Here is a 23,164-nt window from a genome sequence, read left to right as displayed (position 1 = left end):
AGCAAAAAAACTTTGCGTGCTTTGCGGTTAAATAAAAAAATCCACTCCGAAGTGGAATGGATTTTCTATATAATTTGATTTCTTATTTAATTAAGAAAGAGCAGCTTTAACTTGGTCAGCAGCTTCCTGGAATTGAACTGCAGATAAGATTGGCATACCTGAATTGTCAATTAATTCTTTTGCAATTTCAGCATTTGTTCCTTGCAAACGAACAATGATTGGCACATTGATAGCGTCTCCCATGTTTTTGTAAGCATCAACAACACCTTGAGCAACACGGTCACAACGAACGATACCTCCAAAGATGTTAATTAAGATAGCTTTTACGTTTGGATCTTTCAAGATAATTCTGAAAGCTGTTTCAACACGTTTTGCATCAGCAGTTCCACCAACGTCAAGGAAGTTAGCAGGCTCGAAACCAGCGTATTTAATTAAATCCATAGTCGCCATTGCAAGACCAGCTCCGTTTACCATACATCCTACAGTACCGTCAAGGTCAACATAGTTTAGACCAACTTCTTTAGCTTCAACTTCGATTGGATTCTCCTCACGGATATCTCTCATTTCAGCATATTTTGGTTGTCTGTATAAAGCGTTATCGTCGATATTAACTTTAGCATCAACAGCTAAAATTTTGTTATCAGATGTTTTTAAAACTGGGTTGATTTCAAACATTGAAGCATCAGAACCAATGTAAGCATTGTATAATGCATCGATGAACTTAACCATTTCTTTGAAAGCATTTCCAGAAAGACCTAAGTTAAAGGCAATTCTTCTTGCTTGGAAACCTTGTAATCCAACAGATGGATCGATTTCTTCAGTAAAGATTAAGTGTGGAGTGTGCTCAGCAACTTCTTCGATATCCATTCCACCTTCAGTAGAATACATAATCATGTTACGACCTGTACCTCTATTCAATAAAACAGAAACATAAAATTCAGAAGTTTCGCTTTCACCTGGATAGTAAACATCTTCAGCAACTAAAACTTTGTTTACTTTTTTACCTTCAGCAGATGTCTGAGGTGTAATTAATTGCATTCCGATGATTTGTCCAGCGATTTCTTCAACTTGTTGCAAGTTTTTAGCCAACTTAACTCCACCACCTTTTCCACGACCACCTGCGTGAATTTGTGCTTTAATAACATGCCATCCTGTACCAGTTTCGGCAGTTAATTGTTTTGCAGCAGCTACAGCTTCAACCGCATTGTTAGCCACAATTCCGCGTTGAATGCGTACTCCGTAACTTGCTAAAATTTCTTTTCCTTGATATTCGTGTATGTTCATAATATAGAATTTGTCTGGTTCTGAATTTATTTCAGAATAAAAGTGCGACAAAAGTAGCAAAATTCAACTTAATAGTAAAATCTTTTTCAATTAAAAAACACCTCAAATAGGTATTATAGGATTATTCTTTTTCAAAGCAAACAAATCGTTACCGAAACACTTTGTTAATGTTAACTTAAAATCACTATATCGTTTGAGATTTAACAAAAAATTCACCGAATTCAGTAGCTCAACGACGATTTTTCTTAATATATTTTAAAGTGCATTGTCATTTTATCATTTCGCAATGGTCAATATAACATTATTATCAATTAAGAAGCGTTTTTCTATTATTACAACAAAAATGTAAGTCAATTTATAATTTCAATACATTATGTTTAACGAAATCTTTATTTTTGTAGAAAAAATATCAAGAATGAAAGTTAAAGAACAAGGGCTTTATTTGCCTGAATTTGAACACGACAATTGTGGTGCAGGATTTATTTGTAATTTGAATGGTATTAAATCAAACGATATTATTCACAAAGCATTAGACATCTTAATTAAATTGGAACATCGTGGTGCCGTTAGTTCTGATGGAAGAACTGGAGACGGAGCAGGGATTTTGTTTGATATCCCTCATGATTTTTTTAAAAAAGTTTGTGACTTTGAAATCCCAGAAGCGCGTGAGTATGCAGTAGGAATGGTTTTTTTACCAAAAAGCAAAAACCAAGTTTCTTTTTGTATTAATGCATTTGAGGCAACTATTAAAGACCAAAACTTAAAAGTTTTAGGTTGGAGAGATGTGCCAGTTGACGTTGAAAATTTAGGGCAGATCGCCGCAGAAAAAGAACCAACAGTTAAACAAGTTTTCGTTTCTAAAAACGGACAAGATTTAACGGAACAAGAATTTAATGCAAAACTTTTTGCTGCTAGAAAAATTGCTGAACATGCTGTAAGAGGATCTAAAACCTCTGAAAGCCACATGTTTTATTTTACTAGTTTATCGACAACTACTATAATATATAAAGGTCTATTGATGCCGGAAGACATCAGCCGTTATTATATAGATTTGAAAGATCCAGACTTGGTGACTCGTTTAGCACTTGTACACCAACGTTTCTCTACAAATACATTCCCATCTTGGGACTTAGCTCAACCGTTTAGATACATGTGTCATAATGGTGAGATCAACACACTTCGTGGAAACGTAAGCCGTATGCGTGCTCGTGAAGAGCTTATGCAAAGCAAAGTTTTTGGCGATGATATCAAAAAATTATTCCCAATTATCTTAGAAGGAAAATCAGATTCTGCTTCTATGGATATGGTGGTTGAACTTTTATTAATGACAGGTCGTTCTCTTCCAGAGGCAATGATGATGGTTGTTCCTGAAGCTTGGGAAAAACATCAAACCATGTCTCCAGAAAAAAGAGCTTTCTATGAATACAACGCTTGTATCATGGAACCTTGGGATGGCCCTGCTTCTATTCCATTTACAGATGGAAACGTAATTGGTGCTTTACTAGACAGAAACGGATTGCGTCCTTCTCGTTATACATTAACACACAGTGGTTTCGTAATCATGTCATCAGAAATTGGTGTATTAGATATCGATCCAGAAGATGTAATTCAGCACGGACGTTTAGAGCCAGGAAAAATGTTCTTGGTTGACATGAATGAAGGTCGTATCGTCGAAGACGAAGAAGTAAAAAAATCAATCGTTACAAAACGTCCTTACCAAGAATGGTTAGATGCTAACTTATTGCCTCTTGCTAAAGTTCCTTATACCAACAACCCTACTCCTGTTGAAAAACTAGATTTTTTAACAAGACAGCGTTTGTTTGGTTACACAATTGAAGATTTAAAAACAATCATCAACCCAATGGGAGGTCAAGGAGCTGAAGCAATCAGTTCTATGGGTAACGATACACCATTGGCAGTATTGTCAGATCAGCCTCAATTGTTATACAACTATTTCAAACAATTATTTGCTCAGGTTACCAATCCGCCTTTGGATGGTATTCGTGAAGAAATTATTACTGATATTAGTTTAGCGATTGGCGGTGATTTCAATATTTTTGAAATTGAGTCAAAACAATGTAAAAAACTAAAAATTCAAAATCCAGTTATTTCTAATGAGGATTTAGATAAAATCAGAAACATTGACCACGCAGATTTCAAATCGGCTACCATTTCTACTTTATACAAAATAGAAAAAGGAGTAAATGGTTTAGAACGTGCTCTTGAAAAATGTGTTCAAGCAACTTTTAAAGCTGTTTCTGAAGGATGCAACATTATCATTCTTTCTGATAGAGGTGTTAGCGAAGAACTAGCTCCAATTCCAATGTTATTGGCTTGTTCTTACATTCACCACTCTCTAAACATTTTACAGGTTCGTTCTAAATTCGGAATCATCATCGAATCTGCTGAACCACGCGAACCTCATCATTTTGCTTTATTATTCGGATACGGCGCAAGTGCAATCAATCCGTACATGGTAAACGAAATCATTTACGATCAAGTTGCACAAGGTTTCATCACTGGAGTAAAAGCAGATTACGCTGTAGTTAACTACAATAAAGCGATTGCAAAAGGAATCGTTAAAATCATGAACAAAATTGGTATCTCTACTTTACATTCATACAGAGCTGCTCAAATTTTCGAGATTTTAGGTTTAAACAAAACATTTACTTCAAAATACTTCCCTTACACTCCATCAAGAATTGAAGGAATTGGTTTAATGGAAGTTGAAAAAGAGGTTAAAAAACGTTTCCAAAAAGCTTTCCCAAATTCAAAAGTAGCAAGTTTGCTTTCTCTTGAAATTGGAGGTATTTACAGATGGAGACGTGGTGGTGAAAAACACATGTTTAACCCAACCACTATTTCTAAATTACAACAAGCGGTTCGTTTAAACAGCCCAGAAAGTTATAAAGAATACTCAAATGCCGTTAATGAGCAAAGCTCAAACTTAATGACGATTAGAGGTTTATTTGAATTCAATAATTTAGATCCAATTTCTATTGACGAAGTAGAGCCTTGGACAGAAATTGTAAAAAAATTCAAAACGGGTGCAATGTCTTACGGATCTATTTCTAGAGAAGCACACGAGAATTTAGCGATTGCAATGAACAGAATCGGTGGAAAAAGTAACTCTGGAGAAGGTGGAGAAGATCCAAAACGTTTCCAGAAAGAAATTAACGGAGATTCTAGAAACTCTGCAATCAAACAAGTTGCGTCAGGACGTTTTGGTGTTTCGATCAACTATTTGACAAACGCTAAAGAAATTCAGATTAAAATGGCTCAAGGTGCGAAACCTGGTGAAGGTGGACAGTTACCTGGAGAAAAAGTTGTGCCTTGGATTGCTGAAACAAGAAACTCTACACCTTATGTAGGTTTAATTTCGCCTCCTCCTCACCACGATATTTATTCAATTGAGGATTTATCTCAGTTAATTTACGATTTGAAAAATGCAAACCGTGAAGCACGTGTAAACGTAAAATTAGTTTCTGAAGTTGGAGTTGGAACCATCGCTGCCGGTGTTGCCAAAGCAAAAGCTGACGTTATCTTAATTTCTGGTTACGACGGAGGAACGGGAGCTGCACCATTAACATCTTTACAGCACACAGGTATTCCATGGGAACTTGGTTTAGCGGAAGCGCAGCAGACTTTGATATTAAATGATTTAAGAAGCCGTGTAGTTTTAGAGTGTGACGGACAGCTGAAAACAGGTCGTGATGTCGCTATCGCAGCTTTATTAGGAGCTGAAGAATTTGGTTTTGCAACTGCACCGCTTGTAGCTTCTGGATGTATCATGATGAGAGCTTGTCACTTAAATACTTGCCCGGTTGGTATTGCAACTCAGGATCCTGAATTAAGAAAAAATTTCAAAGGAACTCCAGAGCACGTAATCAACTTCATGTATTTCATTGCTGAAGAGCTAAGAGAAATCATGGCGCAGTTAGGTTTCAGAACTTTAAAAGAAATGGTAGGTCAGTCACAAAAATTAAATGTGAACAAAGCCATCAAACATTATAAAGCAAATGGTTTAGACTTGTCACCAATTCTATACAAACCGGAAAAAGCGAAAACGCAGCCAAATCACAACACAACTACTCAAGATCACCAACTTGAAAACGTATTAGATTTTGACATTATTAAAGAAGCGATTCCGTCTATTTATAGAAAAGAGAAAACAAGAGTAACCTTTAAAATTAAAAATACAGACCGTTCTGTAGGTGCGATTTTGAGTAACGAAATCTCAAAAATCTACGGCGCACAAGGATTACCTGATGACACTATTTTAGTTGATTTTGAAGGTTCTGCCGGACAAAGTTTTGGTGCTTTTGCAACAAACGGATTGTCATTTAAAATTCACGGAAACTGTAATGATTATTTAGGAAAAGGTCTTTCTGGAGGAAAATTAATTGTAAAAGTACCTCCTACTGCAACTTTTAAACCTGAAGACAATATCATTATCGGAAACGTTGCCCTTTACGGAGCTATTACCGGAGAGGCTTATATTAATGGAATGGCCGGAGAACGTTTCTGTGTGAGAAATTCTGGAGCAACAGCAGTTGTTGAAGGAATTGGAGACCACGGATGCGAATACATGACCGGTGGTACAGTAGTAGTTTTAGGAAAAACAGGAAGAAACTTCGCAGCTGGTATGAGCGGTGGTGTAGCTTATGTTTACGATCCAAATAAGAAATTCGATTCGACAGTTTGTAACATGGAAATGGTTGCATTCGATCCGTTAGAAGAAGAGGACGTTACGAAACTAAGACGATTGATCAAAAATCATTCATTGTACACAAGCAGTCCATTAGCAAAAAGAATTTTAGCAGACTGGGAAAACCAACAACAGCACTTCGTAAAAGTAATGCCAACTGATTACAAAAAAGCATTACAAAGAATTGCAGAAGAAAAACAAATAGAAGAATTAATAGCTTAATTAAAAGGTTCTGAGATACAAAGGTGCAGAGGTGCTAAGTTTTTAACTCACCTCTCACATTTTACAACTCACAACTAAATTTATTTAAATGTCATGGGTAAAATAGGCGGATTTAAAGAATATAACAGAGCCGACGAAAGTAATTTAGCAGTAGCAGAACGTGTTTCTAACTACAACGAATTCACTATTCCGTTAGCAAAAGATAAAGTAAAAGAACAAGGTTCAAGATGTATGGATTGTGGTATTCCTTTTTGCCACAGTGGTTGTCCGTTAGGAAATTTAATTCCGGACTTCAACGATATGGTACATCAGGAAGAATGGCAAAGTGCATTAGAGATTTTACAATCGACTAATAACTTTCCAGAATTTACAGGTCGTTTATGCCCTGCTCCATGCGAAAAAGCATGTGTATTAGGAATCATTAAAGATCCAGTATCAATCGAAAACATTGAGAAAAACATTGTTGAAATTGGTTTTGCTGAAGGCTGGATCAAACCACAGACTCCAAAAACAAGAACTGGTAAAACAGTTGCCGTTATTGGTTCAGGACCTGCGGGACTTGCAGCTGCACAGCAATTAAACAGAGCAGGACACACCGTTACCGTTTTTGAAAGAGACAATGCAATTGGAGGTTTATTACGTTACGGAATTCCGAACTTCAAATTAGAAAAAGGAATCATCGACCGTCGTGTTGCAATTCTTGAAGCAGAAGGAATCACTTTCAAAACTGATGTAAATGTTGGTGTTAACTTTAGTGTAGCAGAATTAAACGCATTTGATTCTATCGTTTTATGCGGAGGAGCAACTGAAAGAAGAAGTTTGCCAACTAAAGGAATCGAAAGCAAAGGCGTTGTTCAGGCAATGGATTTCTTAACACAACAAACTAAAGTTTTATTTGGAGAATCAATTCCAGATCAAGTTAAAGCAACTGGTAAAGATGTAATCGTTATTGGTGGTGGAGATACTGGTTCTGACTGTATTGGAACTTCAAACAGACACGGAGCAAAATCAGTAACTAACTTTGAGATTTTACCAAAACCTCCAGTTGGAAGAAGCGAGTCAACTCCTTGGCCTTTCTGGCCGTTGCAACTGAAAACATCATCTTCTCACGAAGAAGGCTGCGACAGAAACTGGTTAATCAACACTAAAGAATTTATTTCTAACGATAAAGGCGAATTAACTGGTTTAAAAACCGTTGAAGTACAATGGAAAATGACTCCAGGTCAGCGCCCTGAATTAATCGAAAAAGAAGGTTCTGAGAAAATTTGGCCTTGCGATTTAGCTTTATTAGCTTTAGGATTTACAGGTCCAGAAAAAACTTTAAGCGAGCAATTAGGAATCGAAACTGATTTTAGAAGCAATTACAAAGCGCATAACTATCAGACAAACGTTCCTCACATTTTCACTGCGGGTGATATGAGAAGAGGACAATCATTAATCGTGTGGGCTATTTCAGAAGGTCGCGAAGCAGCAAGAGAGGTAGATTTGTTCTTAATGGGCTCTACTAACTTGCCTACTAAAGGAAAAGGAGATTTACCGAGCTTATAATTTAAGGTTCTGAGGTTCTTAGATGCTAAGATACTAAGTTTTTTTCCTTGCATTTTATTAATCTTTTCCGATAAACAACATAACTACTAACAAACCCTTGAATTTATATTCAGGGGTTTTGTTTTTTTTATTTGCCACGAATTACACAAATTTCCACTAATTTCTCTTTTTTGCTCGCTTCTAAAATTAAATATAGCACGTGGTTTCAACCACGGGGACACAATATATGATGACGTCCAATCCGCAACGTTTCCCGTGGTCGAAACCACGGGCTATGTTTTAGTATTTTGCGAAAAATAAAAATTAAAAAATCTGATTTTCAAATATTGCCCGTGGTTTCAACCACGGGAACTCAATATATAATTACGCCCAATTCGTAACGTTTCCCGTGGTTTCAACCACGGGCTATGTTTTAGCATTTTGCGAAAAATCTTAGACTAAAAAATTCGTGTAAATTAGAGAAATTCGTGGCAAACAAAAATAATCTGTGAAAATCATTTTAATCTGTGGCAAAAAAACAATTTTAATAGCATTTTAGAATTAGTCAAATCCGTGTAATTCGTGGCGAAAAAACTTAGTATCTTAGCATCTAAGAACCTCAGCATCTCAGAAAAGGTTACAAAAACTCAAAATAAGCAACTTTTTGTTCAAAATTAAACAATTTGTTACAATTTGTTATTTTTCTACAATTTATTTGCTGGTAATCAAAAGTGTAATAACTTTGCCCAAAATGATTTAAAAATGCAAGCAAAAGATTTACTGCAGTTAGCAGACCAATTTGGAAGTCCATTGTATGTTTACGATGCCGAAAAAATCCAATCTCAGTACAACAGGTTAACTAAAGCTTTCTCTAAGGTAGAAAACTTAAGAGTTAATTATGCCATGAAGGCATTGTCAAACGTTGCGATTCTTCAGTTATTAAAGAACATGGGGTCTGGCTTAGATACTGTATCAATTCAGGAAGTTCAGTTAGGACTTCATGCTGGCTATGAACCCGAAAAGATTTTCTTTACACCAAACGGCGTTTCTCTTGAAGAAATCGAAGAAGTTGCTGCAATGGGTGTACAAATCAATATCGACAATTTATCTATTTTAGAGCAATTCGGAACAAAACATCCACATATTCCAGTATGTATTCGTATCAATCCACACGTAATGGCGGGCGGAAATGCTAATATTTCTGTTGGACATATCGATAGTAAATTCGGAATTTCTGTTCACCAGATTCCGCATATCTTGCGAATTGTTGAAAACACAAAAATGCACATTGTAGGTATTCACATGCACACAGGATCTGATATTTTAGATATTGAAGTATTCTTGTATGCTGCTGAAATCTTATTTGATACGGCTAAACATTTCAAAGAATTACAATTCTTAGATTTCGGAAGCGGATTCAAAGTTCCTTACAAAAAAGACGATATCGAAACAGACATCGAAGAATTAGGTAAAAAACTATCTAAAAGATTCAACGCTTTCTGTACAGAATACGGCAGAGATTTAACTTTGATTTTCGAACCAGGAAAATTCTTGGTGAGCGAAGCAGGTCATTTCTTAGTAAAAGTAAACGTAGTAAAACAAACAACATCTACAGTTTTCGCTGGAGTTGACAGTGGTTTCAACCACTTAATTCGTCCAATGTTGTACGGATCTTCACACCATATCGAAAACATCTCAAACCCAAAAGGAAAAGAGCGTTTTTACTCAGTTGTAGGATACATTTGCGAAACGGATACTTTTGCAAACAACCGCAGAATTCAAGAAATTACTGAAGGTGACATTTTATCTTTCAGAAATGCTGGCGCATATTGTTTCTCAATGTCTTCAAACTACAATTCAAGATACAAACCGGCCGAAGTTTTATGGATGAACGGACAAGGAATCTTAATTCGTCAAGCTGAAACATTTGAAGATTTACTTAAAAATCAAATTCCGTTGCCACAAGAAATTGCTGCAACAGTTTAAAATAAAAAAAAAAGAGAATATCATTTTAATCCCGTTTCTTAATTGAGGCGGGATTTTTTTGTTTCTCGCAGATTTTTCTATCTAGTATAATTGTCAGGCTGAGCGAAGTCGAAGCACACGCACATTAACCACAATATTTGTCATTTCGACCGAAGGAGACTCGAGCGATAGCGAACAGACGAAGCAAATCTTCGCAAGAAAATCCGCAAAAAAATCAACACAAACGCAAAGCAACCATCAAGTTTGTCATTTCGACGGAGGAGAAATCCTAGCAAGTAGCTCCACAAAGATTAGAAACAAAACCACATCAAAAAAGAAAGAAAAATCTTAAAATAAATTTTATCTTTAGCATCAAAAAAATGCATCAAGAAGGCTATCATACTTACTACGTATACATCCTAACCAATAAACACAAAACCGTTTTCTATACTGGAGTAACAAATAATTTAAAAATTCGTTTAGGCCAACATAAAGAAAATAATACAAATAAAAACAAAAGTTTTACGTCAAAATATAATACCACATACTTACTATATTTCGAAAAATTCACTTGGATTCAAGAAGCCATTGCCCGAGAAAAAGAAGTAAAAGACTGGCGAAGAGAAAAGAAATTTGAATTAATCAAAACTATTAATCCAAATTTGGATTTCCTTAATTATTTATTTGAATAACGTTTCTAATCTTTGTGGAGCTACTTGCGAAGATTTCTCCTTCGTCGAAATGACAAGATTGTGGATAATTGAAAACTAAAACTTCGAATAACAAATCACCTCAGAAAAATCATATATTTACTCTTCAATAAAATCAAAAAAATTAAATACCTTTGAAATATGAGCACAACAGCAAAACCAAAACATATCGGCAGAAACATCAGCCGAATTAGGGAACTTCGAGGTATGAAGCAGGAAATACTTGCAGAAGCTATTGGAGCAAGTCAGAAAGCAATTTCCATAATTGAATCAAATGAAACTATAGATCCCGAAAAACTTGCTCAAATTGCAAAAGCATTAGACGTTTCGGTAGAAACTATTGAAAGTTTCTCAGAAGAAAATGTATTCAATTATTTTAATAACTTTTACGATAATAGTACAGCAGGAAACGGAATATTTAATAATCCAAACAATTGCACATTCAACCCACTTGACAAAGTTGTAGAACTTTACGAACGTTTGGTTCAGGCTGAAAAAGACAAAAACGAATATTTAGAAAAATTACTAAAAGGAAAATAATTCCTCAACAATAAATTTAATGAAAGCACAAATATCTTTTTATTTTGTGCTTTTTTTGTGCACAACCAAAATTCCAATCCAAACTTTAAACCTATGAAATTAAATCTACTCACTTTATTTTTTGTCTTATCAGCAAATTTTATTTATTCTCAAAAAACAATCAAAATAATTTTAGACCCAAAAATAAAAGCATTGGCTCTTGAAAATATAAATACAACAAACAACGGATCACAATATGCGATAGATTCGATTTATGGAACAGTTTATAGAGGAAAAAATATGGTCGAAGACACTATATTTTATGATCATCTAAAAAATGATTTTACAAAAAAAGATTTTATGTGCAATCATTATTACGAAAATGACACACTTATTATTAAAGGTGGTTTTGGCAGTAGATTTCAGGTTTACGGTTTCGTTGCAAAAGTATTTCCAAATAAAACCGCAGAAATAAAATTGCGCAAATTTTGGGGTTATCCCTCTTATTTTACAAGTAGAGACCAGGTAGATGCTAAAAGCGAAATACTCGTTTACACAAGAACTTCAAAACTTGTTCTCAACAGATTACCTAACAATAAATCTGATCGTAAACATATTTATGGCTGTGTCGATTTTTTAAGCGAAGATTTTTTTATTGAAATGAAAGACAAAAAAACTGGAGAACCTTACAAAGAAAAAAACACAATGGAATACAAGATTTATTTTGACAGCAGGTATCTCAAAGATGATGAATAACACAACCTTTTTACTCCTGCAGTAAAAAATTCAATAGAACTAAACAAATCAAACCACCAAATCAATGAAAATCACGATTTCCTTATCAATATTTTCCCTACTGCTTACAACCAATATATTCAGCCAAACGATCACAAACTTAAAACTAAAACCAAAAGAAATTCCAAAAACCTATACTTTAAGCGACGGTAATATTTGTGTAACACCTCAGGCCTGTACTTTTTACAACGACATTGAAACCTACAGTAATATTGTTGGAACTGTAAAAAGTAAAGCTATTCAGAGTTTTAAAAGTAAAACAGACCGCAGTTCTATACTATATTTTGAATTTGAACACGTTTTTAAAGGCGATCGTTTTCTTCAAGGATTATTATGGGGAAAAGAAGGTCAGCCAACTAAAGAACATCCAGAAGAATATCTCGTAAAAGGAAAATTTCTAGTTATTTGGAGTTTGCATTCAGACAGTCCGCTAAAAGAAAAGTCCGAAACTAAAATAGAAACACTTTTACAATAAAATCCTAATCAAAGCTTCATTTTAAATGATTAATTTTACTCGATAAAAAACTACAAAAATGAAACTACAAATACGAATTCTACTTTATTCCATTTTATTCTTTTTATACCTTACCTCAACTCATTTTTTTCTATCACTTGGCGAAATATTAAAAACGGATCCTTATATAACTATGGGCTGCGGTTTTGCGGTTTTAAATAGTATTTATGCTTTTTTAGGATTAAAATGGAAACCAATTTTAAATATAATTTGTTCTATTGCCATTGCCGCCTTAGCATTATTTTTAGCGGTGCAGTTTGCCAATTTGCATTTGCTTTCAAATTATGATCCTTACTTAGTTAAAACAGCCATATTTACAAATGCTCTTTTATCTATTATTTTTTGGGAAATTGTGTATCAGATAAAAATTAGAAAATCATGACAAACAAATCAAATCCAGTTGTTTATTTTGAAATTCCGGTACTCGATATCGAAAGAGCAATACAATTTTATTCGGCTGTATTTAATTTTGATTTTGAACGAGATGTTATTCATGGAAACGAAATGGCTTTTTTTCCTGTTTCGGAAAACGAAAGCGGAATTTCGGGAGCATTGGCACAAGGCGAAATATACAATCCTACAATAAATGGAACGCTGATATATTTTGCAACAAATAATATCAACGAAACTTTAGATTTAGCGGTAAAAAATGGTGCCGAAATTTTATTTCCTGCAACATCAAATGGAGAATTTGGCTGGGTTGCAGAATTTAAAGACTGCGAAGGAAATCGAATTGCACTTCATATGGCGGGTAAATAAAACCGTCAAAAAACATTTCTTGTAAAACAACAAACGTTCTAATCTAGTCCCGATTACTTCACTAAAGATGTATTTTAATTTTTGTTCGGTGAACTTCATTTTAGCCAATATCTTCACAGATATAAAGGCGAAAGCGGGATTAAAAGTTCCTGTAAAAACATAAAGCTCTGCTCCTTAAAATAAATTAAAAAAAGGCATGGTTGTTGAAAATTAAATGAAATATATTTGCACTTTCAAAAAAATACTATGCAAAAAACTACTTTATTATTCTCTATATTCTTTCTAATTCTCTCATCGTGCGGCGTAAAAACAACTCAGGCTTTAATAAGCGATGGTAATTATGACGGTGCTATTGATCGCGCAGTTGAAGCTTTGAGAACAAAAAAAGATTCAAAAGGAAAACAAGATTATGTGTATTTACTAGAAGAAGCTTTTGCAAAAGCCAAAGAAAGAGATCTTCGTGATCTTGATTTAATGATTAAAGAAGCTACTCCTACAAATGCTGAACGTGTTTACAATACCTATTTACAATTGAATAACCGTCAGGAAAAAATAAGACCGTTATTACCTCTTCCGTTATTAAAACAGGGAAAAAATGCTTCTTTTTCTTTTGATAACTATTCAAACCAAATTATAAGCAGTAAAATTGCTCTTACCAGATATTTATACGAAAATGCTTTGACTCTTTTAAAATCAAACAATAAACTTGATTATAGAAAAGCCTATGACGATTTAACGTATTTAGAAAACATTAGTCCAAACTATAAGAATGCTAAAAAACTAATGGAAGACGCACTGTTTAAAGGAACTGATTTTGTAGATGTTTATGCTAAAAATCAAACCAATATGGTGATTCCGAAAATGCTTCAAGACGATTTATTGGATTTTAAAACGTACGGACTAAATGATAAATGGACCGTTTACCACAGCGCCCGACAAAAAAATGTTACTTACGATTACAGCTTAATAATCAATTTTAGACAAATAAATATTTCACCAGAACAAATTAAGGAGAAAGAATTTATAAAGGAAAGACAGATTAAAGATGGTATGAAAACACTTTTAGACAGTCGAGGAAGACCTGTAAAAGACAGTTTGGGCAAGGAAATAAAAGTGGATAATTACAGAATGCTTCGTGCAAATGTTTATGAATTTAGACAATTTAAGTCTTGTCAAGTTACTGCAGTTGTAGATTATGTTGATGTAAGAACAAATCAATTACTACAGTCATTTCCTGTAACCAGCGAATATTTCTTTGAGAATATTTATTCGACTTACAAAGGCGACAGAAATGCCTGCGACGATAACTATATTAGTTATTTTACAAAACGCGCAGTTCCTTTTCCTAACAACGAACAAATGGTTTATGATACGGGCGAAGATTTAAAAGCAAAAATTAAAGATATTATTGTTCGAAATAAATTCAGATAATAATACCATTTAACTTAAAATAGAAGTAGTTAAAAAATAAAATATGAAATTTAGAATTTTAATTATCACCACACTCCTTTTTATCTCTTGCAAAAAAGAAGATAAACAACCGGCTGACTCAACTGTAACTACGAAAAAAGATACACTTCAAAAAGCGGAAAAAACAGAAATCAAAAATACTGCTGATACAATCGTATTATCAAAAAAACATAAGACAAATAAAATTTTATGTGATCTTGATGGAGATGGTGTAAATGAAACTGTCGAAATTGTAAGAAGCACTAAAAATGGAAAAAGCGGTTTGAAAATCATTTTCGGGAACGGAAACAAAACCGATTATTTTGGCATGGGAAATGACATTTTGGATCAAGGTTTTGATGAGATCGACTGGGCTGGAATATTTGAAAAAGCACCCAAAAATGAATTGTACTGGGATAACGTAGGCGAAAATGGCGATATACTTGCAGATGAAGAAATCAAAGAAGAAGACAAAATAAAACTGCTAAATGACGGAATATTTATTCACGCCGAAGAAAGCTGCGGCGGTGGAATAATTTATTTGGAAAACGGAAAATACAAATGGATTCAGCAAGAATAATTTTATAGTTTTATAAAAGATTACAATTAGATTTAAGCAGAGGCTCACTTAACACAGTGAGCCTCTGCTTGTTTTACAGCATTACATTGTGCTCTGTTTTACTATATTTTGTAGTTGTGAGGAAAAAAAAAGTCAAAATTTATATTGCGCAACCAAAAAGTTGCGTATATTTGCAACTGATTAGTTGCTTATTTAAATAATTAAAAAATGAAACGAGATATTTTTCAAGCCATTGCTGACCCAACCCGAAGAGCAATTCTGGTTTTAATTGCTTCTAATGCATTAACACCCAATGCAATTGCAGAACAATTTAATACAACAAGACAAGCAGTTTCTAAACACATTAAAATTCTTAACGAATGCGAATTGTTGAATGAAACTAAGATGGGAAGAGAAATTTATTATCAACTCAAAATTGACAAAATGAAAGAAATTGATCAATGGCTTGAACAATTTAAACAAATATGGGAAAGCCGTTTCAGTCAATTAGATCAAGTATTAATGAACTTAAAATCTAAAGAAAATGGAATCTAATTTAGTAATGAGTTTTACTGTAGATAAAGAAAATAAAACAGTAAACATAAAACGTGAATTTAATGCTCCTATATCAAACGTTTGGTCGGCATGGACCGAGCCCGAAATTTTAGATCAATGGTGGGCGCCCGCTCCATTTAAATCGAAAACAAAAAGTATGGATTTTAAAGAAGGCGGACGAAGACTGTATGCTATGGTTGGTCTGGAAGGCGAAGAACGATGGAGTTCTTTTGATTATACTTCTATTTCTCCAAAAACAAACTTTAAATATTCAGCTGCCTTTTGTGATGCTGATGGAAATCCAAATTCAGCTTTTGGAAGCTCATATTGGGATTTAACGTTTTCTGAAAAAGGGAATCTGACGGTTGTTGATATTGCAATTAAACGAGATAGCTTGGAGGAATTAGAAAAAATAATCGAAATGGGGTTCAAAGAAGGAATTACAGCCACTATGCAAAGTTTGGACAAAATCTTTGAAGCACAAAAATAAAAAGAGAGTCAAAAAAAAGTAATAAATCTAAAATCTAAAGAAAATGAAATCTAATCTATTAATGAATTTTACTGTAGACAAAGAAAATAGCACCGTAAATGTAAAACGTGAGTTTAATGCTTCTCTAGCAAATGTATGGTCGGCATGGACAGAACCAGAAATCCTAGATCAATGGTGGGCGCCAGCTCCTTGGAAAGCCAGAACAAAAAGCATGGAATTTAAAGAAGGCGGCCGTAGACTTTATGCTATGGTAGGACCAGAAGGCGAAGAACACTGGGCAATAGCCGATTTTACATCGATAACGCCTAAAACTAATTTTAAATATCTAGATGCTTTTAGTGATAACGAAGGAAACTTAAACGCAGATTTCCCACGTTCTGACTGGACCGTTAACTTTTCTGAGCAAGGAAATTCAACAATTGTAGATATTGCCATTAAACACGATAAATTATCTGATCTAGAAAAGATTATCGAAATGGGCTTCAAAGAAGGTTTCACAATTGCTCTTGAAGGCTTGGATGAAATTTTTGCAAAAAAATAAAAAAAGTCATTAAAATAGTATAAAGACGAAAGCTTCAAAAAATAAAATCGTAACTTTCGTCTTTATACTATTTCTTTTAAACAATGAACAATTTCTCTACTTCAATCCTCTTATTCCTTTTTTCAATTTCTATTTTCAGCCAAAATAACAAATCAAAATCAACAGACACCAGCAAACCATTTGTACTTGGGGTTATTGATGAAATACAATCGAAAGAATTAGGCGAAAATCGAATTTTAAACATTTATCTTCCTGAAGGCTACACAACAAAAGACACCACAAAATACCCTGTAATTTATTTATTGGATGGTTCTGCAAATGAAGATTTTATCCATATCTCAGGTTTAGTACAGTTTAATAGTTTTGAATGGATCAATCAAGTTCCAAAATCGATTGTTGTAGGTATTGCAACCGTAGATCGAAGAAGAGATTTTACTTTTCCTACAACTGTTCAAAATGATAAAAACCGATTTCCAACAACGGGGCATTCGGATAAATTTATTGCTTTTATCGAAAAGGAATTACAGCCTTTTATTGATAAAAAATACAAAACCAACCATTCGAAAACCATTATCGGACAATCTCTAGGAGGGTTACTGGAAACAGAAATCTTATTCAAAAAACCATTACTATTTAATAAATACGTAATTGTAAGTCCGAGTTTATGGTGGAATAATGGCTCTATTTTAAATCAGAATCCAGAAATTCTTTCGGAAAATTTCAAACAGAAAACAGAGATTTATATTGCAGTCGGTAAAGAAGGACTTACGCCTACAGAAATTCCGCGTGTCATGGAAGTTGACGCGAATCTATTGGCAGAAAAAATAAAAGCATCTCAGAGCAAAAACATAAAAGTCTATTTTGATTATTTCCCAGAGGAGAATCACGGTACAATTTTACATCCTGCCGTTTCAAATTCTTTTAAATTCTTTTATCCTCAAAGCAAATAATAAAAATGAAAATTACTGAAGAAAGCAAATTAGACAATCCCGTTTGGAATTCATTATCAGAAAGTCATCAAAAATTTGCTTTAGAGTATAACGGAACCAAATTTTATAATCCTGATTATTGTCCGTTTGGAGGATTTTTGGAACTTGAGAACACTCTAGAATCAGCACGCAAATATGCTTCATTATGCGAAAATTTCTTTATTGTTGGCGAAAAGCCTAAAATTGGTGACACTTTAAAAATTGCCAAGGAACTCGTTTGTCTTCAAATGATTGTTCGTGAGAAAATTCAAATAACATTTGATAATGAAATCATTAAACTCACCAAAGAACATAAAGAAGAATTATTTGAATTGGTAAATTTGGTTCAACCCGGATATTTTAAAACCAATACATTTTTGTTAGGCAGTTATTACGGAATTTTCTCCAGTGGAAAGTTAGTATCAATTGCTGGCGAAAGAATGAAAATGAATAATTTTACCGAAGTCAGCGCCATTATAACACATCCAGATCATACCGGAAAAGGTTACGCCAAACAACTGACTTCGCATGTTGTAAACAATATTTTTGATGAAGGCAAAATTCCGTTTCTGCATGTTGTTGAAAGTAATATTGGTGCAATAAAACTTTATGAAAAACTAGGATTTACTGTGAGAAGAAAAATGAGTTTCTGGAATATTTCTAAAAAGTTGTAAATTTAGACCTCTATTCATTTATCACTCTTCGAATTATGACACCAAATAAACAAACCGTAAACGAATATATGGCTGCTTTTATGGTAAGCGACCATCAAAGAATTCTTGCCTGTCTTACTGATGACGTAGTTTGGGAAATGCCTGGAATATACCGACATGTGGGTAAAGAAGCTTTTGACAAAGAAATTGAAAATGACAATTTTATTGGCAGTCCAACGATTCAGATTATAAAATTAATTGAAGAAAATGACATTCTGATTGCCGAAGGTGCTGTTCAAGGAAATATGAAAAATGGTAACAAACTGGATGCCGTTTTTTGTGATGTTTTTGAAATGGAAAACGGAAAAATAAAAAAACTCACCTCCTATTTAATGTCTAAAAATGCCAATTTAAAATTTGAATAATCTGGAATTCAAATCTTAAAAAATATTTTTTATATCTTTGCGACACTAAATAAACCGCACAAACTCTATGTGATTAAAAATTTCTTTCGGACAATTTTAAGGTAAGCCGCAAAAAGGCTTGCTCATTTGTTTATTCCTTAAAGAAAGAAATTATGGTTATTTTACAAAATATCTCATACCTGCAGTCAAACAAAGATTTGCTGTTTGATAAAATCACTTTTACAGTTAATCCTCGCGAAAAAATTGCTTTAATAGGAAGCAACGGCGTTGGAAAATCGACATTATTAAAAATTATTGCGGGTGAATTACAACCTGCTGACGGAATATTAAAAACCGATTCTAAGCCATATTATCTGCCGCAAATATTCGGACAGTTTAATCATCTTAGTATTGCTCAGGCTTTACAAGTTGAAGATAAAATGAATGCGCTTCAGGAAATTCTTAACGGAAATGTTTCCGAAGAAAATCTCAGCACTTTAAACGACGACTGGACAATTGAAGATCGCTGTAATGAAGCACTGCAATATTGGCAATTGCAGGATTTAAATTGGAATCAAAAATTGGAAACACTAAGCGGCGGACAAAAAACAAAAGTTTTTCTTGCTGGAATTTCAATTCATCAGCCTGAACTTATTTTACTTGACGAGCCAAGTAATCATTTGGATGTTTCGGGAAGAGAATTGCTATACAATTTTCTAAAAAGTACTTCTTCAACTTTGGTTGTTGTAAGTCACGATCGAAAACTGCTTAATTTATTGCATTCGGTTTACGAATTATCAAAATACGGAATTACGATTTATGGCGGTAACTACGATTTTTATACTGAACAAAAACGTATTGAAAACAATGCTTTAAGCCAAGATATTCAAGGTAAAGAAAAAGCTTTACGCAAAGCAAAAGAGAAAGAACGAGAAACGCTCGAACGTCAAAACAAACTTGATTCCCGCGGTGAAAAGAAGCAAAAGAAAGCTGGAGTTTCTCGAATTATGATGAATACTTTGCGCAACAATGCCGAAAACAGCACCGCTAAAACGAAAGGTATTCATGCTGAAAAGATTAACGGAATATCAACCAAATTACAGGAATTGAGATCCTCTTTACCTGATATTGATCAAATGAAATTTGGCTTTGCCAAAACAGATTTGCATAAAGGCAAAACACTTTTTTCAGCAACTGCTATTAACCACAGTTACGAAGATCATTTGCTATGGAAAGAACCGCTCAGTTTCCAAATTCTAAGTGGTGAGCGTGTGGAGCTGAAAGGTTTAAATGGCTCTGGAAAAACAACTTTGATTAAAATAATCATGGGTGAATTGCATCCCAAAATAGGAACAATTTACAAAGCCGATTCGAAAATTATTTATATCGATCAAGATTATTCACTTATCGAAAATGGAATTTCGGTTTATGAACACGCTCAAAAATTTAATGTTTCGGGTTTACAGGAACATGATATAAAAATGAAACTGAACAAGTTTCTGTTTTTACAAAATGATTGGAATAAATCCAGCTCGGCTTTAAGCGGAGGTGAAAAAATGCGTTTGATGCTTTGTTGTTTAACGATTAATAATCAAGCTCCAGATATCATTATTTTGGATGAACCTACAAACAATCTTGATATTCAAAATATCGAAATTTTGACGGCTGCAATTAATGAATACAAAGGAACTTTAATTGTAGTTTCTCACGATGCTGTTTTTTTGGAGGAAATACATATAGAGGATTTTATAGAGTTGAATTGAGTTAAAAATTCAGTTTGTCATTCCGAGGAACGAGGAATCTTCGTCAGTAGCTCCGCAATCAAAAGACTCAATCTTTGTCGAGTTTCTTATGAAGATTCCTCGTTCCTCGGAATGACAAGATTAAACAGAACTTTGTCAAAGTTTGAAACTTTGACAAAGTTTTCTGTACAAAGTATTACAATCTAAAGTCAATTACCCAAGCCATCCTTCACGATCTAAACTTCGATACTGAATAGCTTCGGCGATATGCTGGGAAATTATATTTTCTGAATTATCTAAATCGGAAATCGTACGTGCTACCTTCAAAATTCTATCGTAAGCTCTTGCGGAAAGATTTAAACGTTCCATAGCTGTTTTTAAAAGCTCTTTAGATTGTTCGTCTAAGGCACAAAATTCCCTAATAAGTTTACTGCTCATTTGTGCATTATAATGGATGTTTTCTACGTTTTCAAAACGTTTGGTCTGGATTTCACGCGCTGCAGTTACACGCTTACGGATTTCGACACTGCTTTCGGCTTTTCGGTCGTCGGCTAATTTATCAAATGGAACTGGAGTAACTTCAATATGAATATCGATTCGATCTAATAATGGTCCAGAAATTTTGCTCATGTAACGCTGCATTTCGTGCGGCGATGAAGTATTCGGCATGCTTGGATCATTAAAAAAACCACTCGGGCTTGGATTCATACTTGCCACAAGCATAAATGATGAGGGATAAGTTACGGTAAATTTCGCTCTTGAAATTGTTACTTCACGATCTTCTAACGGCTGACGCATTACTTCTAAAACATCACGCTTAAACTCTGGCAATTCATCTAAAAATAAAACACCATTATGTGCCATCGAAATTTCTCCAGGCTGCGGATAACTTCCTCCTCCAACTAGTGCCACATTCGAAATAGTATGATGCGGACTTCTAAAAGGCCGTTGATTCATTAAACCTACCTCTTTTAACTTTCCGGCAACACTATGAATTTTAGTAGTTTCAAGTGCTTCTCGTAATGTCATCGGAGGCAAAATACTCGGAACACGTTTTGCGAGCATCGTTTTACCAGCTCCGGGCGGACCAATTAAAATGATATTATAGTACACAAATACCCCTCTTTTGTATATCTTTGGAAAATGGAAAAGAAAGCAATACTGTTAGTTAGGGTGTCAAGTCTTGAACAAGACTATCAAGCACAAATATATGACTTAAAGAAGTATGGAGCATCTCTAGGTTATACAGATTTTCACGTTGTCCAAACAAAAGAAACTGCATTTGCAGACCTAACACATAAGGTTGGAACAAATGATATGTTCAAGTACATTGAAGACAATCCACAATTCAATACAGTACTAACAACAGAGATTTCAAGACTTGCTAGACGACAAAGTATCTTACATCAAATCAAAGAACATTGTGTAAATAGAAATATCCAAATAATAATAAAGGATATGGATTTTAAACTGTTTGATAATGATGGTAAAGTTAACCAACAATCTGAAATGATATTCGCTTTATTTGGAATGTTTGCCGAAAGTGAAGTTAAACAAAAGCTGGAACGGTTCACCCGAAAAAGAAAAGAATTAATGCAATTGGGTGTTTCAATTTCAGGAAAGCTTTTATTCGGTTATGATAGGTTTAAACTTGAAAACGATAAGAACACACTTATTGTAAATGAAGAACAAGCAACAATAGTAAGAACAATATTCAACTGGTATTTAAACGGCTTAAACAACATTAAAAATCCGTCAATCAAAGCAATCAGCATTGAATGTATTAAGCGTGGCTATCATCCTTACACACATAGCAAACGTAACGTAAATAAACTACTGAAAGAAGAAGCCTATACTGGTGATAAAACAACAAACAACAAGCGAAAAAATCCAAAGTTTGGATTGGTATCAAATGAACCTGAGTATCTAGTATCAAGTACCAAAATAAAATATCCTGTAATTATTGAGAGAATGATATTTGATAAGGTTCAAATTAAACTTAAATCAAATATTACACAAGGCGATAAAGAAACAAAACACATTACCATACTATCAAAATTATTAAGTTGTCCTTCTTGTGGTCGGAAGATGCAAGGCAATTACAGAAAATCAACAACTGGAAATAAGAATAGTTATAGATGCACATCAAGAGGTGATTCAGTATCTTGTGCCAGTGTTGGGAAATCGTTATCAATGAATTTAATTGATTCGGCAGTATGGTCACTTATTAAAACTGATTTATCAGCATTATCAGCAAAGATAAATGAAATCAATCCTGATGAATACATAGTTGAAATAGAAAACCAATTATCAAACCTTAATCAACGTGAAAAACAAATTCAAAATGAAATTGATGAAAACCTTGCTATACTTTCATCAGTTGGTAGGTTAAAAAGTATTGGTGTATTACAATTGATTGAAGATACCAGTAAGAAGATTGAAAAATTAGAATCCGATTTAAATAAAATCCAACAAGAAAAATCAAAGCTTGAATCTAACAAGTTGATGATATTTGAAAAACAGTCAGATATTGAATCAGTTATTAAAGATAACATTGAAATGATTGAAGGTTCAAAGGAATTGTTGAAAAAATACATAAATACATTTGTAAGTTGGATAACTATTCTTGAACATAATGTAAAATATACTATTCTTGATGTTAATATAAGAGATTATACTTATTTGAATCATCCTGAGCTTGCAAAACACGTTCCTGATAATTTTCCAGTATCAAAAGGTTCATCTTATATTTTTCTTGACAAGACTGTTACGAGACAAATAAAAGGTGTTTATTATGAAG

At 33.8% G+C, this 23,164-nt stretch carries 20 protein-coding genes and 1 pseudogene; 19 read left to right on the top strand and 2 right to left on the bottom strand.

What is annotated here, in order from left to right; all coding sequences use genetic code 11:
- Positions 1 to 90: 90 nt before the first annotated feature.
- Complete coding sequence (gene sucC, locus BOW57_RS11055; RefSeq protein ID WP_089054649.1) at positions 91 to 1,284, bottom strand: ADP-forming succinate--CoA ligase subunit beta; 1,194 nt, start codon at positions 1,282 to 1,284, stop codon at positions 91 to 93.
- Between the two features lie 415 nt (positions 1,285 to 1,699).
- Here sucC and gltB point away from each other — a divergent pair, with 415 nt between their 5' ends.
- The 18 genes from gltB (at position 1,700) to BOW57_RS10965 (ending at position 20,385) form a co-directional block, all read left to right on the top strand.
- Positions 1,700 to 6,214 (top strand): glutamate synthase large subunit, encoded by a 4,515-nt coding sequence (gene gltB / locus BOW57_RS11050; protein WP_129054253.1) that lies wholly within the window; start codon positions 1,700 to 1,702, stop codon positions 6,212 to 6,214.
- A gap of 93 nt (positions 6,215 to 6,307) precedes the next feature.
- On the top strand, positions 6,308 to 7,762 hold the full coding sequence (locus BOW57_RS11045; RefSeq protein WP_129054251.1) for a glutamate synthase subunit beta: 1,455 nt from the start codon (positions 6,308 to 6,310) through the stop codon (positions 7,760 to 7,762).
- 672 nt (positions 7,763 to 8,434) lie between these two features.
- Complete coding sequence (gene lysA / locus BOW57_RS11040) at positions 8,435 to 9,727, top strand: diaminopimelate decarboxylase (protein ID WP_256371702.1); 1,293 nt, start codon at positions 8,435 to 8,437, stop codon at positions 9,725 to 9,727.
- Between the two features lie 359 nt (positions 9,728 to 10,086).
- Complete coding sequence (locus tag BOW57_RS11035; RefSeq protein WP_129054248.1) at positions 10,087 to 10,398, top strand: GIY-YIG nuclease family protein; 312 nt, start codon at positions 10,087 to 10,089, stop codon at positions 10,396 to 10,398.
- Positions 10,399 to 10,557: 159 nt separating this feature from the next.
- The gene (locus tag BOW57_RS11030; protein WP_129054246.1) at positions 10,558 to 10,956 is read left to right on the top strand and encodes a helix-turn-helix domain-containing protein; all 399 of its coding nucleotides are present in this window, start codon (positions 10,558 to 10,560) and stop codon (positions 10,954 to 10,956) included.
- A 93-nt stretch (positions 10,957 to 11,049) separates the two neighbouring features.
- Positions 11,050 to 11,691, top strand: a complete 642-nt coding sequence (locus BOW57_RS11025) for a hypothetical protein (protein ID WP_129054244.1) — start codon at positions 11,050 to 11,052, stop codon at positions 11,689 to 11,691.
- 64 nt (positions 11,692 to 11,755) lie between these two features.
- Positions 11,756 to 12,205, top strand: a complete 450-nt coding sequence (locus BOW57_RS11020; protein ID WP_129054242.1) for a hypothetical protein — start codon at positions 11,756 to 11,758, stop codon at positions 12,203 to 12,205.
- A 58-nt stretch (positions 12,206 to 12,263) separates the two neighbouring features.
- Positions 12,264 to 12,626 (top strand): hypothetical protein, encoded by a 363-nt coding sequence (locus BOW57_RS11015; RefSeq protein WP_129054240.1) that lies wholly within the window; start codon positions 12,264 to 12,266, stop codon positions 12,624 to 12,626.
- Positions 12,623 to 13,003 carry a VOC family protein gene (locus tag BOW57_RS11010; protein WP_129054238.1) on the top strand — a complete coding sequence of 127 codons (381 nt, stop codon included), beginning with the start codon at positions 12,623 to 12,625 and terminating at the stop codon, positions 13,001 to 13,003. Before BOW57_RS11015 ends, BOW57_RS11010 begins: the two co-directional genes overlap by 4 nt.
- A 246-nt stretch (positions 13,004 to 13,249) precedes the next feature.
- Positions 13,250 to 14,434: a hypothetical protein gene (locus BOW57_RS11005; protein ID WP_089054617.1), complete on the top strand. Its 1,185-nt coding sequence runs from the start codon at positions 13,250 to 13,252 to the stop codon at positions 14,432 to 14,434.
- Positions 14,435 to 14,477: 43 nt separating this feature from the next.
- Positions 14,478 to 15,032: a hypothetical protein gene (locus BOW57_RS11000; protein ID WP_129054236.1), complete on the top strand. Its 555-nt coding sequence runs from the start codon at positions 14,478 to 14,480 to the stop codon at positions 15,030 to 15,032.
- Positions 15,033 to 15,239: 207 nt separating this feature from the next.
- Positions 15,240 to 15,566 (top strand): helix-turn-helix transcriptional regulator, encoded by a 327-nt coding sequence (locus BOW57_RS10995; RefSeq protein WP_089054615.1) that lies wholly within the window; start codon positions 15,240 to 15,242, stop codon positions 15,564 to 15,566.
- Positions 15,556 to 16,056 carry an SRPBCC domain-containing protein gene (locus tag BOW57_RS10990; protein ID WP_129054234.1) on the top strand — a complete coding sequence of 167 codons (501 nt, stop codon included), beginning with the start codon at positions 15,556 to 15,558 and terminating at the stop codon, positions 16,054 to 16,056. The genes BOW57_RS10995 and BOW57_RS10990 overlap by 11 nt, the downstream gene beginning before the upstream one ends.
- A gap of 43 nt (positions 16,057 to 16,099) precedes the next feature.
- On the top strand, positions 16,100 to 16,597 hold the full coding sequence (locus tag BOW57_RS10985; RefSeq protein ID WP_129054231.1) for an SRPBCC domain-containing protein: 498 nt from the start codon (positions 16,100 to 16,102) through the stop codon (positions 16,595 to 16,597).
- Positions 16,598 to 16,680: 83 nt separating this feature from the next.
- A complete protein-coding gene (locus BOW57_RS10980; protein ID WP_129054229.1) occupies positions 16,681 to 17,547 on the top strand; it encodes an alpha/beta hydrolase in 867 nt (288 codons plus the stop codon).
- 5 nt (positions 17,548 to 17,552) lie between these two features.
- Entirely contained in the window at positions 17,553 to 18,239 is a 687-nt protein-coding gene (locus BOW57_RS10975; protein ID WP_129054227.1) for a GNAT family N-acetyltransferase, read from the top strand.
- Between the two features lie 35 nt (positions 18,240 to 18,274).
- Positions 18,275 to 18,643, top strand: a complete 369-nt coding sequence (locus BOW57_RS10970) for a nuclear transport factor 2 family protein (protein WP_129054225.1) — start codon at positions 18,275 to 18,277, stop codon at positions 18,641 to 18,643.
- Between the two features lie 152 nt (positions 18,644 to 18,795).
- Positions 18,796 to 20,385 (top strand): ABC-F family ATP-binding cassette domain-containing protein, encoded by a 1,590-nt coding sequence (locus BOW57_RS10965; RefSeq protein ID WP_129054223.1) that lies wholly within the window; start codon positions 18,796 to 18,798, stop codon positions 20,383 to 20,385.
- 192 nt (positions 20,386 to 20,577) lie between these two features.
- On the opposite strand, the pseudogene BOW57_RS10960 reads toward BOW57_RS10965, so the two are convergent.
- A pseudogene (locus BOW57_RS10960) lies at positions 20,578 to 21,471 on the bottom strand (YifB family Mg chelatase-like AAA ATPase); the annotation flags it as partial.
- A gap of 36 nt (positions 21,472 to 21,507) precedes the next feature.
- Between BOW57_RS10960 and BOW57_RS10955 the strand changes: the two are divergent.
- A partial coding sequence (locus tag BOW57_RS10955) for a recombinase family protein (protein WP_164973695.1) occupies positions 21,508 to 23,164 on the top strand: 1,657 nt, incomplete at its 3' end.

The sequence above is a fragment of the Flavobacterium sp. YO64 genome (assembly GCF_004119505.1).
GTDB classification, from domain to species: domain Bacteria; phylum Bacteroidota; class Bacteroidia; order Flavobacteriales; family Flavobacteriaceae; genus Flavobacterium; species Flavobacterium oncorhynchi.
Note: the sequence above shows the minus strand (reverse complement) of the source record. Positions and strands in the feature narration are given on the sequence as shown.

Excerpts from the sequence above, each read along its gene's own strand:
- BOW57_RS11005 (WP_089054617.1), top strand. The coding sequence starts at position 13,250 with ATGCAAAAAACTACTTTATTATTCTCTATATTCTTTCTAATTCTCTCA.
- BOW57_RS11020 (WP_129054242.1), top strand. The coding sequence starts at position 11,756 with ATGAAAATCACGATTTCCTTATCAATATTTTCCCTACTGCTTACAACC.
- BOW57_RS11045 (WP_129054251.1), top strand. The coding sequence starts at position 6,308 with ATGGGTAAAATAGGCGGATTTAAAGAATATAACAGAGCCGACGAAAGT.
- BOW57_RS11030 (WP_129054246.1), top strand. The coding sequence starts at position 10,558 with ATGAGCACAACAGCAAAACCAAAACATATCGGCAGAAACATCAGCCGA.
- BOW57_RS10970 (WP_129054225.1), top strand. The coding sequence starts at position 18,275 with ATGACACCAAATAAACAAACCGTAAACGAATATATGGCTGCTTTTATG.
- BOW57_RS10980 (WP_129054229.1), top strand. The coding sequence starts at position 16,681 with ATGAACAATTTCTCTACTTCAATCCTCTTATTCCTTTTTTCAATTTCT.
- BOW57_RS10990 (WP_129054234.1), top strand. The coding sequence starts at position 15,556 with ATGGAATCTAATTTAGTAATGAGTTTTACTGTAGATAAAGAAAATAAA.
- BOW57_RS10965 (WP_129054223.1), top strand. The coding sequence starts at position 18,796 with ATGGTTATTTTACAAAATATCTCATACCTGCAGTCAAACAAAGATTTG.
- gltB (WP_129054253.1), top strand. The coding sequence starts at position 1,700 with ATGAAAGTTAAAGAACAAGGGCTTTATTTGCCTGAATTTGAACACGAC.
- BOW57_RS11035 (WP_129054248.1), top strand. The coding sequence starts at position 10,087 with ATGCATCAAGAAGGCTATCATACTTACTACGTATACATCCTAACCAAT.
- BOW57_RS11010 (WP_129054238.1), top strand. The coding sequence starts at position 12,623 with ATGACAAACAAATCAAATCCAGTTGTTTATTTTGAAATTCCGGTACTC.
- BOW57_RS11025 (WP_129054244.1), top strand. The coding sequence starts at position 11,050 with ATGAAATTAAATCTACTCACTTTATTTTTTGTCTTATCAGCAAATTTT.
- BOW57_RS10985 (WP_129054231.1), top strand. The coding sequence starts at position 16,100 with ATGAAATCTAATCTATTAATGAATTTTACTGTAGACAAAGAAAATAGC.
- BOW57_RS10975 (WP_129054227.1), top strand. The coding sequence starts at position 17,553 with ATGAAAATTACTGAAGAAAGCAAATTAGACAATCCCGTTTGGAATTCA.
- BOW57_RS10995 (WP_089054615.1), top strand. The coding sequence starts at position 15,240 with ATGAAACGAGATATTTTTCAAGCCATTGCTGACCCAACCCGAAGAGCA.
- sucC (WP_089054649.1), bottom strand. The coding sequence starts at position 1,284 with ATGAACATACACGAATATCAAGGAAAAGAAATTTTAGCAAGTTACGGA.
- BOW57_RS11015 (WP_129054240.1), top strand. The coding sequence starts at position 12,264 with ATGAAACTACAAATACGAATTCTACTTTATTCCATTTTATTCTTTTTA.
- BOW57_RS11000 (WP_129054236.1), top strand. The coding sequence starts at position 14,478 with ATGAAATTTAGAATTTTAATTATCACCACACTCCTTTTTATCTCTTGC.